This is a genomic window from Sorangium sp. So ce367 (genome assembly GCF_051520455.1).
In the GTDB taxonomy this organism is placed as follows: domain Bacteria; phylum Myxococcota_A; class Polyangia; order Polyangiales; family Polyangiaceae; genus Sorangium; species Sorangium cellulosum_B.
In genome coordinates, this window is record NZ_CP150334.1 from 6,252,167 (window position 1) to 6,264,562 (window position 12,396).

Here is a 12,396-nt window from a genome sequence, read left to right on the forward strand (position 1 = left end):
CCCCATCGGAAAGGCACCAAGGAACAAGATGAACCTCGTCGAGTGGCTGCAGCGCATCATGGTCGGATTCGGGGCCGCCTGGGTCATGTGGTTGATGATCGCCCTCAGCGTCGTCTCGGTCGCCATCATCCTGGAGCGCGCCTGGTTCTTCTGGTCGCTCCGCGACGATCTCACCGTCCTCGCGCGGGACCTCAAGACGTCCCTCGACGACTCGATCGAGGCGGCGCGGCGGCGGATGGACGCCTCGCCCTCGGCCGAGGCGGCGGTCGTCGCGGCCGGCCTCGCGGTGGCGCACCAGGGGCCCGAGGCGGCCGAGGAGGCCATGGCCGGCGCCGCGGCGCTCCAGCGCATGAAGCTCGAGCGGCGCCTCGCCTACCTGGGCACGCTCGGCAACAACGCGCCGTTCATCGGGCTGTTCGGCACCGTCATCGGCGTCGTCGGCGCCTTCGACGCGCTCGGCCAGGCGGCGAAGACGCCGGTGGCGCAGGCCACGTCGCAGGCCATGGCGCCGCAGGCGGTCATGTCGAGCATCGCCGAGGCGCTCGTCGCGACCGCGGTCGGCCTCGCGGTCGCCATCCCGGCGGTCGCCGCGAACAACTTCTTCCAGCGCATGATCAAGTCGACGCTCGCCAACACCGAGGCGCTGACGCGCGTCCTGCTCGCGCACCTCAAGATCGATCCGGCGTTCGCCGGGGCCGCGCCCGCCGCCGCCGTCGAGCAGCCGCGCGGCAAGGCCGCGAGGGCGTCGCGGCAGGACGAGCACAAGAAGGGCGGCGCGGGCGAGGAGGAGCGCTGATGGCCGCCACGAGCCGCAACGACGATGACGAGATGATCAGCGGCATCAACGTCACGCCGCTCGTCGACATCACCCTCGTCCTCCTCATCATCTTCATGGTGACGGCGAAGATCATCGTCTCGCAGTCGCTCCCCCTCGACCTGCCGAAGGCCGCGCAGGGGCAGGAGGTGCAGCTCATCTTCGGGCTCGAGCTGCACGCGAACGGCGACACGCTCGCCGACGGCAAGAAGCTCGCGGGCGAGGACGCCATCCTGCCGATCGCGCGCGAGGCCCAGGCGAAGAACCCGGAGCTCCGCGCCGTGATCCGCGCCGACACGACGGTCCCGCACGGCCGGGTGATCCGCGCGCTCGATCTGCTGAAGCAGGCCGGCGTCTCCAAGATCGCGTTCGGCGTGACGCCGATCGCGCCCGAGGCCGGCGCGGTCCCGGGCGCGGCGCCGGGTTCCCCCGCCGCGCCTCCCCCGGCAGCCCCCGCGCCCGCAACCCCGAGCCCCGCGCCGTGAGCGCGCCGAGCGAGACCTTATGAGCCAGGTCACGAGCGATCGCGCCGCGGGGGCGGTCCACGACGGGCGCCGCCGAGGCAAGCGCAGCGGCGCCGAGCCCGGGGGCGCCCTCGAGCCCTCGGCCCCCCTCGCCTCGCCGGCGCCTGCCCGCGCCGGCGATCGCCGGCGCGGCGCGGATCCGCTCGCCGCGGTGCTCGCCCTCGGCGACCGCGCGTCGCGCGTGGGCGCCGTTCTCGGGGTCACGCTGGCGGTCACGAGCCACGGCGCGGCCTCGGCCCGGGCCATCGTCTCGGGGTCGCTGCGCGACATGCGGCACGTGGTCGAGGAGATGCGCACAGGCATCCACGACTACCTCTGGGCGATCTACGAGGTCGACATCCCGCCGCCGAAGGTCGAGGCGCCCAAGCCCCCGGAGCCCGAGCCGCCGCCGCCGGCGCCTGAGCCCGAGCCCGTCCCCAAGGTCGCGCCGCCTCCGCAGGCGAACACCCCGCCGCCCAAGGACGACCCGTACGATCCACCCCCGGCCGCCGCCGAGGCCTCGAAGGTCCTGACGAAAGAGCCGGATCCGGACGAGGTCCTCGACATGACCGATCAGGGGATCGCGAGCGGCGAGGGGCAGGGCGTCGGCTACGGCCAGGTGGCCGGCGCGGGCACGGCGAAGACCCCCACGTTCAACCCGAACGCGAAGGTCGGAGGCGTCGTCGGCGGCAAGGGCACGGGCGACCCCGTCCCGCCCCCGCCCCCCGCAGGGCCGGACCGCTCCGCGCCGCCCGGGCTGATCGGCAGCAGCAACTGGAACTGTCCTTTCCCTCCGGAGGCCGACGTCGACCAGATCGACCAGGCGAAGGTCGTCCTCATGGTCACGGTGCGCCCCGACGGCAGCCCGCTCTCGGTCAAGGTCGTCAGTGATCCTGGACACGGCTTCGGTCGCTCCGCGCGCATGTGCGCGCTCGGCCGTCGCTACAACCCCGGCAAAGATCGCTCGGGCGCTTCGATCGCCGCCACGACGCCGCCCATCACGGTGACGTTCACGCGCTAGCTCCTCGCCGCGAGCTCCCTTTAAATTCGCTCCGCGCCCTTCGCCTCGGTTATCCTCGTCGGCGGCTTGTGATCGTCCCCGAACGGATCGAGCAGCTCTCGAAGGTCCCTCTCTTCAAGGGCCTCACCCCGGCCGCGCTGGAGCTCATCTCGCGCGTCGCGAGCGAAGAGACGCACGCCCTCGGCACCAAGATCTTTCAGCACGGGGATCCGGGCGACAAGCTCTACATCCTGCTCGAAGGCAAGGTGCGGATCAGCCGAGAGATCGCCGGGATCGGCGAGGAGGCGCTCGCGGTGCTCGGCCCGGGCGCCGTGTTCGGCGAGATGGCGCTGCTCGACGAGGCCCCCCGCTCCGCCGACGCGCGCGTCCACGAGCGCTGCCGGTTGCTCACCGTGTCGAAGGACGCGTTCGAGGACCTGCTCTTCCTGCACAAGGAGCTCGCGTACGAGGTCCTCTGGAACGTCGTCCGGATGCTCGTCCAGCGGCTCCGCGAGACGAACAACAAGCTCACGTTCCTCTCCGTCTCAGGCAAATTCGAGTAGAGTGCCGGCCAGATCGCCCGGTGACCGTGGGCGCGCGCCAGCGCGGCGCTGCCTGCCGCACGGGGGGCGGCGTTCGGCTCGAACTCAACGTTCCTTGGAGGACTATGGCAGCCAGAATGAAGCACGCAGCGCTCGCCCTCGCGCTCTGGATGGGCGCCTTCGCAGGAGCCTGCGGCTCCAGCACGCCGCCGCCCGAGACGGCGGCCGACAAGAACGACTTCGACGGCGAGTCGAGCCCGGACGAGGGCAAGGCGACCGCCGACGCCGAGGGGGCGAAGCCGGCGAAGCCCGAGAAGGCCGCGGAGGCGCACGAGGAGGAGCACGAGGCTCCCGCCAAGTCGACGCCGCTCCAGGCGACCAAGTTCGAGGCGGATCTGAAGAAGATCGGGATCAACCTCAAGAAGATCCCGGAGCTCGAGAAGCTCCCGGCGGGGCAGAAGAAGAAGGTGATGCCGCTGCTCCAGAAGGCGCTCGGCTACGACACCTGCGAGGGCTGCCACGTCGAGGGCGACTTCAAGAAAGAGACGCGGGACATGAAGATCGCCCGCGAGATGTGGCGCAACTTCGTGGTTCCGCTCCGCAGCGAGAGCGGCGGAACCCTCTTCTGCGACAGCTGCCACGCCGGGAACGAGCACGTCCTGAACCGCAAGGACAAGAAGGCCCTGCAGGCGTTCATGGAGGAGGAGTACCAAAACAAGGTCGCCCGGGCGAACAAGGAGGACATGGAGTGCGGCACATGTCACGGCGACGCCATGGAGACCAAGATCATCGAGAAACTCTGGAACATCCCGAAATGACGGGAGCCCCCTGGACGACGCGCGAGGCGCTCGTCCAGCAGCGGGGCACGACGGAATCCGGCGAAGCCTCCTCGCCGTCCCCGTCGGACGTTCGTTAGAGGCCTTACCTTTCAGCAGAAGCGGCCTCGAGGCCTGCCTTCGCTCCGATCTCGCACCAGCGTCCACTTCCAGCCTGCGCCGGCGCTCGGCCGCCTCATCATCGACGACAGATCGCCATGACGGTGGGTCATGCACCGTTTTCGTACTAGATAGGCGGCATGTGCGGTGTGTTCGGAATCTTTGGCCACCCCGAGGCGGCCAACATGGCCTACCTCGGATTGCACGCGCTCCAGCATCGAGGGCAGGAATCCGCGGGGATCGTCAGCAGCGACGGGGAGCGCCTCTTCGGTCACCGCGCCATGGGGCGGGTGCAGTCCGGCTTCTCTCCGACCGATCTCGCGACGCTGCCCGGCGATCGCGCCATCGGCCACGTCCGCTACTCCACCGCGGGCGGCTCGCACCTGAAGAACGCGCAGCCGCTCGGGGTCGACTACGCGCGCGGCTCGCTGGCGGTCGCGCACAACGGCAACCTCACGAACCATGAGGCACTGCGCGATCGCCTCGAGGCGCGCGGCTCGATCTACCAGACCGCGAGCGACACCGAGTCGATCGTCCACCTCATCGCGATGAGCAGGAAGGAAGAGCTGCGCGACCGCATCGCGGAGGCGCTCACGCAGGTGGAGGGCGCGTACTCCCTGCTCTTCCTGACCGAGCGCGAGCTCATCGCCGTGCGCGATCCGCGCGCGATCCGGCCGCTCTGCCTGGGCGAGATGGCGAGCGGCAGCGGCGTCACCCACGTGGTCGCGAGCGAGTCGACGGCGTTCGACCTCATCGGCGCGCGCAAGGTGCGCGACATCGCGCCGGGCGAGATGCTGATCATCAGCGCCGACGGCGTGCGCTCCGAGTTCCCCTTCGCGCAGGAGCAGCGCAAGCTCTGCATCTTCGAGCACGTCTACTTCGCCCGGCCCGACTCGACCATCCAGGGCGTGAGCGTCTACGAGGTCCGCAAGGCGTTCGGCCGGCGCCTCGCCGCCGAGCAGCCCGTCGAGCCCGGCGACGATCTCGTCGTGATCCCCGTGCCCGACTCGGGCGTGCCGGCGGCGATCGGCTTCGCCGACCGCGCGCGCGCCCCCTTCGAGATGGGGCTCATCCGCAGCCACTACGTCGGCCGCACGTTCATCGAGCCGCAGCAGTCGATCCGGCACTTCGGCGTCCGGCTCAAGCTCAACCCGAACCGGGCGGTGATCGAGGGCAAGCGGGTCGTCGTCATCGACGACTCGATCGTCCGCGGGACGACGAGCCGGAAGATCGTCAAGATGATCCGCGACGCCGGCGCGCGCGAGGTGCACGTCCGCATCTCGAGCCCGCCCACGCGATGGCCCTGCTACTACGGGATCGACACGCCCACGCGGTCGGAGCTCATCGCCTCGAGCCACTCGGTGGACGAGATCTCCAGCTACCTGACGGCCGACAGCGTCGGGTACCTCTCGCTGGAGGGCCTGGTCGAGAGCGTGCGGTCCCTCGAGGCGCGCGCCGGGGACGCCTCGGGCGCGCGGCCGTCGGCGGAGAGCTACTGCCACGCGTGCTTCTCCGGGACCTACCCGATCGCCTTCACGCCGGCCGCGCCGAACCGGCAGCTACGGATGGTGAGCGGTTGACGCTGCCCCGCTCCGGCGCCGAGGGTCCTCCGATGGCCGAGGGGACCGCCGATCACGAGAGCGCGGATCGCGCCGCCGCCTCGGCGCCGCTCTTCGCCCGCGTCGCCGACGAGGTCTCGATCTACGAGGTGAGCCCGCGGGACGGGCTCCAGAACGAGGCGGCGATGATCCCGATCGAGGGCAAGCGGCGGCTCATCGCGGCGCTCGTCGGCGCCGGTCTGCGCAGGATCGAGATCACGAGCTTCGTCTCGCCGAAGTGGGTGCCGCAGCTCGCCGACGCCGAGGAGCTCGCGCGGACGCTCCCGGCGGAGCGGGGCGTGACCTTCAGCGCGCTGTGCCCGAACGCGCGCGGCCTCGAGCGCGCGCTGGCGGTGGGCCTGCGCGAGATCGCCGTCTTCCTGAGCGCGAGCGAGGCGCACAACCGCGCCAACATCAACAAGTCGATCGACGACACGCTCTCGGTGTTCTCGGAGATCGTCCCTCCGGCGCGCGAGGCGGGCCTCGCCGTGCGCGCCTACGTCTCGACCGTGTGGGGCTGCCCGTACGAGGGCGACGTCGACCCTGCCCGGGTCGTGCGCATCGCGGAGCGGCTCATCGACCTCGGCTGCTACCAGGTCTCCCTCGGCGACACGATCGGCGTGGGCACCCCGCGGCAGACGCACGACATCGTCCGCCGCTTCCTCGACGCCATGCCGCCCGAGCGGTTCGCGCTGCACCTGCACGACACGCGCGGCACGGCGCTCGCGAACATCCTGGTCGGCCTGGAGCTCGGGGTGCGCGACTTCGACGCGTCGGTGGCGGGCGTCGGCGGCTGCCCCTACGCGCCGGGCGCGGCAGGCAACATGGCGACGGAGGACCTCGTGTTCATGCTCCACGGGATGGGCGTCCGGACCGGCGTCGATCTCGACAAGGTGATCGAGGCGGGGAACGTCGCCGAGCAGGTCATCGGCCGCCCGCTCCCGGGCAAGGTCCACCGCGCCGGCCCGTTCCGGCTGCGCCGCCAGCCGACCCGGGACTGAGCGCGGCCCAGCGCCGCGCCCGGACCGCGAGGCCGCCGTCAGTCGCCCGCGATGCACCCGAGGCGCGTGAAGAAGACGTGGTGCTCGCCGCCCTCGCGATCGTCGCGGAAGAGGATGCCCACGTCGCCCTCCGGCCCGAACGTCGCGACCGGGCTGATGCTGTCCCGGGGCGCGAAGGTGAGCCGCTGCTCCGCGCTGATCGGCGCGAGATCCGCGTTGACCGTGACCGCGTAGAGCTCGTAGCCGTCGTTCTGATCGCGGTCGTCCGAGTAGATCGCGAGCAGCCGATCGCCGAGCGGGCGCAGGAACGGGTACCTGGAGCGGAAGGGCCCAGGGTCCGAGATGGGCGTGGGCGGCGTGAGGATCTCGCCGTCCTCCGAGACCGCCGCCGCGTAGATGGCCTTGAGGCTCGCCGACTTGTCGAACCACGCGATGACGTAGCGATCGCGGTTCCAGACCACCGTCGGATAGACCGCGTCGGTCTCGCCGGTCGTCAGCGTGACGACCTCCGAGCGCGGATCGAGCTCGGCGGTGAACGTCCGGAACTGGATGAAGTGCGTGGCCGCGTCGCCCGTGGACCACGCGACCCCGATGCCGCCCTGGCCGGCCGCCGCGGAGGGCGCCTCGTTGCCGAAGCCGTTCGACGCCTCCGTGAGCTGGACGTTGTCGCCGATCAGGTTGCCGTCGATGTCGATGCGCTGCGCGAACAGATCGAAGAGGCCGTTGCGCTCGTCCTGCCAGACGGGGATGAACTCCGTGTCGTTCCAGGTGAGCGTCACGTTGACGGAGAAGCCGGGCGCCTTCGAGAGCCGCCGATCGCCGCCCTCCACCTTCTGGCCGTCCTCGTCGAGGAGGGAGAAGTACACCTCGTAGTCGCCGTCGCGCCGGTCCTGCCAGGCGGCGCCGTACCGATCGCCGACCCACACGATCGGCCCGCCGGAGGCGTCGCCGTTCTTCGGCGTGATGATCTCCTCGCCCGGCGCGAGCGGCTGCCCGTCGACGCTGATCATCGAGCGGTACAGGTTGAAGCCCTGCGTGGTCCCGGTGTAGAGCGACGCGTACGACGCCCCGCTCCAGGCGAGCCCGCCAGAGCCGGCCGGCGCGATGTCGCCCGAGATGCGGGTCGCGTCGGTGTCGAGCGGCACGAAGCGCGCCCCGTTGTCGACCGTGCCGTCGCAGTCGTTGTCGACGCCGTCGCAGATCTCGATCCCCCCAGGGAAGGCCGCGGCGCTCGCGTCGTCGCAGTCGTCGCCGCACGCGAGCGGCTCGCCAGGGATCGTGCCGGGCAGCGCCGCGCGGAAGCCGTCGCCGTCGATGTCGAGCGTCGACGGCCCGTAGACGCACGCTCCCGTCGCGCTCTCGCACGTGTCCTTGGTGCAGGGATCGCTGTCGTCACACTCCACCGGCTCCAGCGCGACGCACTCCCCGCCGCGCCGCGGGGCCGCGCCCTCGGGCGAGGGCGCCGCGCCGCCGTCGGGCTGCCCCGCCTCGAAGAGCTGGCAGAACACAGGCTTGCAGAGATCCTCGATGCCGGGACAGTCGGCGTCCACCTCGCACTCCGGCGCGGGCGGCGGAATGTTCAGCCCCGTCCGCGCCCCGCACCCTCCCGAGAGCGACCCGCCGCCAAGAACCGTCCCGAGGAGGGCCGCCGCCAGCGCCGCCTTCCGGCGCGCGCGCCGACCCAGGGCGTACGTCGTCACAGACATCCGCCCATCCCCGCGACGTCGATCGGCTCGCACACGAACCCCGGATCGCAGTTGTCGTCGCCGCTGAGCGCGCAGAGCTCGACGCACTGGGTGCCCGAGCCGGTCACCACGCAGGCGAACCCGGCGCCGCACTGGCTGCCGCCGCTGCACGGATCGCCCTGTCGGCCTGGACCGGCCGGCGCGCAGTACGCGCCGTAGATCTCCTGCCCGCACGGCTCGTCCGGATACTGCACATAGATGAAGCACCCCTCTCCCGGGGCGCAAAAGTCGCTCGACTGATCGTACGGATCGCACGCGAAATCGGTGATCGGCGGCCCGGTGTCGGGACAGCCGGGGTCTTCGTACTCTTCGAGCGGATCCCTCCCCGGGTCCGAGCCGCCTCCCCCCCCGGTCGGGACGGGCGGAGCGCCGGCTTCGCCGCCGCCTCCGCCGTCTGCGGACGGATCGTCCACGATGACTGTCTGGCCGCAACCGACAGCGAGAGCGAGCCCAGGGAGCGGTACGCAGAGGAGTGTCAGGAGGAGCGAGGAGCACCGTCGCATGTCGCCATGCTATCGATTCCTCGCGCGCCCGCCATGCATTTGGCAGCGATGGCAGTGTCCTGACGCCACGACGAGCGGTGGATCGTTTCCCCCAGGCTGCAATCCCACTTGCCTGTTGGCCGGCGCTCTGATGTATCTCTCAACAATGCACACGCGCACCCTGCTCACCATCGCACTCCTCGCAGCTCCCCCTCTGGCGCTCGCCCCCCTCATGGCGTGCGGCGGCGATGACGAGACGGGAGGAGGTGGAGCGAGCTCCTCCAGCACCACCTCGAGCAGCTCCGGCGAAGGCGGCGGCGGCGGTGAGGCCGGCGGCGGCGGTGAAGGCGGCGCTGGCGGCGCGGGCGGCGCTGGCGGTGGAGACGGCGGCGGCGGCGGCGTGGTCCCCGGTGAGCCCGCCGGCCACCTGCTGATCTCGGAGGTGGCCGTCAAACCTGGAGCGGGCGAGTTCATCGAGATCTGGAACCCGACCGAGGCCGAGATCGACCTCACCAACTACTACCTTTCGGACAACAGCGTTTATTATGCCATCACCACGGGTACCGCCTTCGCGCCGACAGGCAGCGCAGGGACGGACTTCCTCGTCCAGTTCCCCCCCGGGACCATGATCGCGGCCGGCGCGCGCCTCGTGCTGGCGAGCGATGACGGCTTCGAGCTCCAGTACCAGCGGTGCGCCGACTTCGCCCTGGACGAGACGCCCATCCCCTGCGAGGGGGCGGACGTGCCGCCCATGATCGCGCCCACGAACGGCGCCCTCGGGGCGCAATCCGGCGCGCTGCTCACCGACGGCGCAGAGATGGTGATCCTCTTCGAGTGGGACGGCACGGAGCGCAGCCCGCTCAAGGACGTCGATTACGTCATCTGGGGCGAGGAGCTGGGGAACTCGGCGATGGTGTACAAGACAGGCAAGACCGGTTATGCCGATGACACCGCGCGCGGCAGCCAGCGGCCAGCCGCGGCCGCCGCCAGCGGGTCGAGCATGGTCCGCTGTAGCGATCTCGAGGTCGGCGAGCTCTTGACCGAAGGCAACGGCATCAGCGGGCACGACGAGACGAGCGAGTGGCTCGACATCAGCTTCACCGTGGCGTCCACGCCGACGCCCGGCGAAGAGAACGACTGCCCGTGAGCGCGCCCGCTGCGAGCTCGGCTCCTCGCCGCGGGGCGGCGGGAGCCCGGGCTCGGCGCGGGGCGCCTCGGACCGATCACTGCCGGGTGATCGTGACCTTCTTGATGACCGGCGGGGTGACCGGGCGCTCGCCCTTCACCTCGACGCCGGCCAGCTTGTGGACGAGCTCCTCGGGCCCGCACTCACCGAAGATGGTGTAGCCGTTGTCGAGGTGGAACGCCGCCGCGTCGGTGATGAAGAACTGCGCGGAGTTCGTGTTCTTGCCGCGGTTCGCCATGCACAGGAGCCCTGCGCGATCGTGGCTGCCGTCCTCCCAGACCTCGTCGGGGATGACGTAACCGGCCTCGCCGGTGCCGTTCTTCTTCGCGTCCCCGCCCTGGATCATGAATCCCTTGATGATGCGGTGGAAGATGGTCCCGTCGTAAGCGGGCTTCTTCTCCCACGTCCCCTCTGGCGTCTTCCAGGGCCTGATCCCTCGCGCCAGGCCGACGAAATTGGCGACGGTGATGGGCGCCTTGTCGTCCAGCAGCTTGCAGGACAGCGTGCCGAGATCGGTCTCGATCGACGCCGTCAACGTCTTGCCCGGCGGGAGCCCCTTGGTGGCGTCGTCGAGCGTCCACTTGCCCTTGACCGGGTCGTCCTCGCTGGGCTTGACCTCGGCGACCGGCTTCGCTGTGACCTTGCGCTTCTGCGGCTGAGGGCGATCCTTCTCTGCCGTCTCCGCCTTGCCTCCGACCAGCCCCGTCGACGCGGGCGTGGTCTTCGGCTTCGGCGCTTCTTCGGCCGTGGGCTCCGGGGTCTTCGAACATCCCGCGAGGGCCGAGAGCGTGGCGAGGGTGGCGAGGGACTGAATGGCGAGGGTTCGAGCGTTCATCGTGCGACGATTTCCCGCGTCGCGGTCCAGCGGTCAAGGACGAGCGTCGCCGTGGTAGGAAGCGGCATGAGCTCGCGCTGCGCCCTCGCGACCCGTCCGTTCACGTCCGCCACGTCCGCCACGTCCGCCTCGCTGGCCATTCCCGCCGCGCTCGCCTCGCTCGTTCCCGCCCTGGGCGCGCTGCTGCTCGCGATCGCCCTTGGCGCGTGCGAGCGCCGCGTCGACGAGCCGCTCCCGCTCACGCCCAGCAGCAACGTGGGCGACGTTGCGCCGCCCGCCTCGACCGGGACGCCGCCCGCCTCGACCGTGGAGCGGGACGCCGGCCGCTGCATCCAGCCGACGCCGTCGACGCCCGAGCGGCCGTCTCCGAAGCTCACCGGCCCGGATCCGGCGTGCCCCGAGGACCCGACCGGCCCGTTCCAGCTCGCGACCGGCAAGGTGACCTTCCTCGAGGCCAAGGCCCCAGATGTCACCGTCGAGATCGCCAGGAGAGAGCAGGAGCGCGCCCGCGGCCTCATGTACAGGACGAGCATGGCGGAGAACCGCGGGATGATCTTCGTCTTCCAGCAGCGGAACAATCACTCGTTCTGGATGCACAACACGTGCATCCCGCTCGACATGCTGTTCATCGACAGCGACGGTACGATCGTCGGTATCGAGGAGAACACCCCGACGCTCACCGACTCGACCTTCGACGTCGGATGTCCGTCGACGTACGTCCTCGAGCTGAACGCCGGCTGGGCGCGGCGCCACGGCGTCGTCGCGGGCCAGAAGGTGCGGCTCGAGGGGATCTGACGCGCGCCCGAGCGGCGGCTCCTCGGCCGGAGCGTCGTTTCATATCCCCGTGAACAGACCGAGCTGGCGCGGGGGAGCCGGCGGCCCGAGCGACGAGCGCGCCGCGCCGGGCGGAGGGGCCGGCGGCGCCGCCGCGTCGAGGACGAGCGGCCCCCGAGGCGGCGCGGCGACGAGGCGCGTGCGCCGGCCGACGAGCGCCTCACGGGCGGCGTCGAGCGCGAGCTCCGGGCGGTTGTTGACCTCGGAGAGGTGCATCAGCGCGACCGTGTGTGTGCCGCCGGGCAGCGCCGCGAGCAGCTCGCACGCCTGCGCGTTCGACAGGTGGCCCCGCGCCGAGCGGATCCTGCGCTTGAGGTGCTGCGGGTACGGGCCGGCCTCGAGCAACCCCGCGTCGTAGTTCGACTCGAGCATCACCACATCGCAGCCGGCGACGTGCTCCAGGAGCCCCGGAGGGACCTCGCCGAGATCCGTCACGAGCGCGGCCCGCCGCGCGCCGTCGTCGACGACGAGCGCGACCTGCGCCGCGTCGTGCGGCAGCGGCCTCGGCGAGAAGGTGAGCGCGCCCACCGCGAACGGCTCGCGCGACGAGAAGCCCCGGACGCGCTCTGGATCGCCGAGCTCCGCCGCGCGCACGGTCGCCTCCGAGGCGTAGATCGGGATCTTGTGCTTCTTGTTGTACCTGGCGGCCACGCCGACGTGGTCGGCGTGCGCGTGCGTGATGACGATCGCGTCGGGCAGGAGCCTGCCGTCCGCGCCGCCCGCGGCCGCCGCCGAGAGGCACTGCTCGAGCACCCGCGGCCCGACGCCCGCGTCCACGAGGACCCGCGTGCCGCGGGAAGCGAACAGCGTGGCGTTGCCTCCGCTCCCGCTCGCGATGATGGTGATCTTCATACCGGGCTCCGGGACCGGACTACAGGCGGCTCTGTGACCCGTAGCGCAGGCGAGGGCTCGGCTGCAAGC

General features: G+C 71.2%; 13 protein-coding genes. 9 read left to right on the forward strand and 4 right to left on the reverse strand.

Going from position 1 to position 12,396, the window contains the following annotated elements; all coding sequences use genetic code 11:
* Nucleotides 1–28 precede the first annotated feature (28 nt).
* The 7 genes from WME97_RS23720 (at nt 29) to WME97_RS23750 (ending at nt 6,393) form a co-directional block, all read left to right on the forward strand.
* Nucleotides 29–796, forward strand: a complete 768-nt coding sequence (locus WME97_RS23720; RefSeq protein WP_012236947.1) for a MotA/TolQ/ExbB proton channel family protein — start codon at nt 29–31, stop codon at nt 794–796.
* The gene (locus tag WME97_RS23725) at nt 796–1,299 is read left to right on the forward strand and encodes an ExbD/TolR family protein (protein ID WP_437555020.1); all 504 of its coding nucleotides are present in this window, start codon (nt 796–798) and stop codon (nt 1,297–1,299) included. Before WME97_RS23720 ends, WME97_RS23725 begins: the two co-directional genes overlap by 1 nt.
* 19 nt (nt 1,300–1,318) lie before the next feature.
* Nucleotides 1,319–2,338, forward strand: a complete 1,020-nt coding sequence (locus WME97_RS23730) for an energy transducer TonB (RefSeq protein WP_437555021.1) — start codon at nt 1,319–1,321, stop codon at nt 2,336–2,338.
* Nucleotides 2,339–2,406: 68 nt separating this feature from the next.
* The gene (locus WME97_RS23735; protein ID WP_012236950.1) at nt 2,407–2,880 is read left to right on the forward strand and encodes a cyclic nucleotide-binding domain-containing protein; all 474 of its coding nucleotides are present in this window, start codon (nt 2,407–2,409) and stop codon (nt 2,878–2,880) included.
* A 116-nt stretch (nt 2,881–2,996) separates the two neighbouring features.
* Nucleotides 2,997–3,677: a hypothetical protein gene (locus tag WME97_RS23740; RefSeq protein ID WP_437555022.1), complete on the forward strand. Its 681-nt coding sequence runs from the start codon at nt 2,997–2,999 to the stop codon at nt 3,675–3,677.
* Between the two features lie 257 nt (nt 3,678–3,934).
* Complete coding sequence (purF, locus tag WME97_RS23745; protein WP_437555023.1) at nt 3,935–5,374, forward strand: amidophosphoribosyltransferase; 1,440 nt, start codon at nt 3,935–3,937, stop codon at nt 5,372–5,374.
* 32 nt (nt 5,375–5,406) lie between these two features.
* Nucleotides 5,407–6,393: a hydroxymethylglutaryl-CoA lyase gene (locus tag WME97_RS23750; protein ID WP_437555024.1), complete on the forward strand. Its 987-nt coding sequence runs from the start codon at nt 5,407–5,409 to the stop codon at nt 6,391–6,393.
* A gap of 38 nt (nt 6,394–6,431) precedes the next feature.
* Here WME97_RS23750 and WME97_RS23755 read toward each other — a convergent pair whose 3' ends face one another.
* On the reverse strand, nt 6,432–8,099 hold the full coding sequence (locus WME97_RS23755) for a putative metal-binding motif-containing protein (protein WP_437555025.1): 1,668 nt from the start codon (nt 8,097–8,099) through the stop codon (nt 6,432–6,434).
* On the reverse strand, nt 8,090–8,551 hold the full coding sequence (locus WME97_RS23760; protein WP_437555026.1) for a hypothetical protein: 462 nt from the start codon (nt 8,549–8,551) through the stop codon (nt 8,090–8,092). The genes WME97_RS23755 and WME97_RS23760 overlap by 10 nt, the downstream gene beginning before the upstream one ends.
* A gap of 235 nt (nt 8,552–8,786) precedes the next feature.
* On the opposite strand from WME97_RS23760, the gene WME97_RS23765 reads away from it, so the two are divergent.
* Nucleotides 8,787–9,767, forward strand: a complete 981-nt coding sequence (locus WME97_RS23765) for a lamin tail domain-containing protein (protein ID WP_437555027.1) — start codon at nt 8,787–8,789, stop codon at nt 9,765–9,767.
* Between the two features lie 76 nt (nt 9,768–9,843).
* Here the strand turns inward: WME97_RS23765 and WME97_RS23770 are convergent, their stop codons facing one another.
* Nucleotides 9,844–10,641 carry a peptidylprolyl isomerase gene (locus tag WME97_RS23770; RefSeq protein ID WP_437555028.1) on the reverse strand — a complete coding sequence of 266 codons (798 nt, stop codon included), beginning with the start codon at nt 10,639–10,641 and terminating at the stop codon, nt 9,844–9,846.
* 66 nt (nt 10,642–10,707) lie between these two features.
* Between WME97_RS23770 and WME97_RS23775 the strand changes: the two genes are divergently transcribed.
* Nucleotides 10,708–11,436: a DUF192 domain-containing protein gene (locus WME97_RS23775; RefSeq protein WP_437555029.1), complete on the forward strand. Its 729-nt coding sequence runs from the start codon at nt 10,708–10,710 to the stop codon at nt 11,434–11,436.
* 39 nt (nt 11,437–11,475) lie between these two features.
* On the opposite strand, the gene WME97_RS23780 is transcribed toward WME97_RS23775, so the two are convergent.
* Nucleotides 11,476–12,327 (reverse strand): MBL fold metallo-hydrolase, encoded by an 852-nt coding sequence (locus WME97_RS23780; RefSeq protein ID WP_437555030.1) that lies wholly within the window; start codon nt 12,325–12,327, stop codon nt 11,476–11,478.
* Between the last annotated feature and the right edge of the window lie 69 nt (nt 12,328–12,396).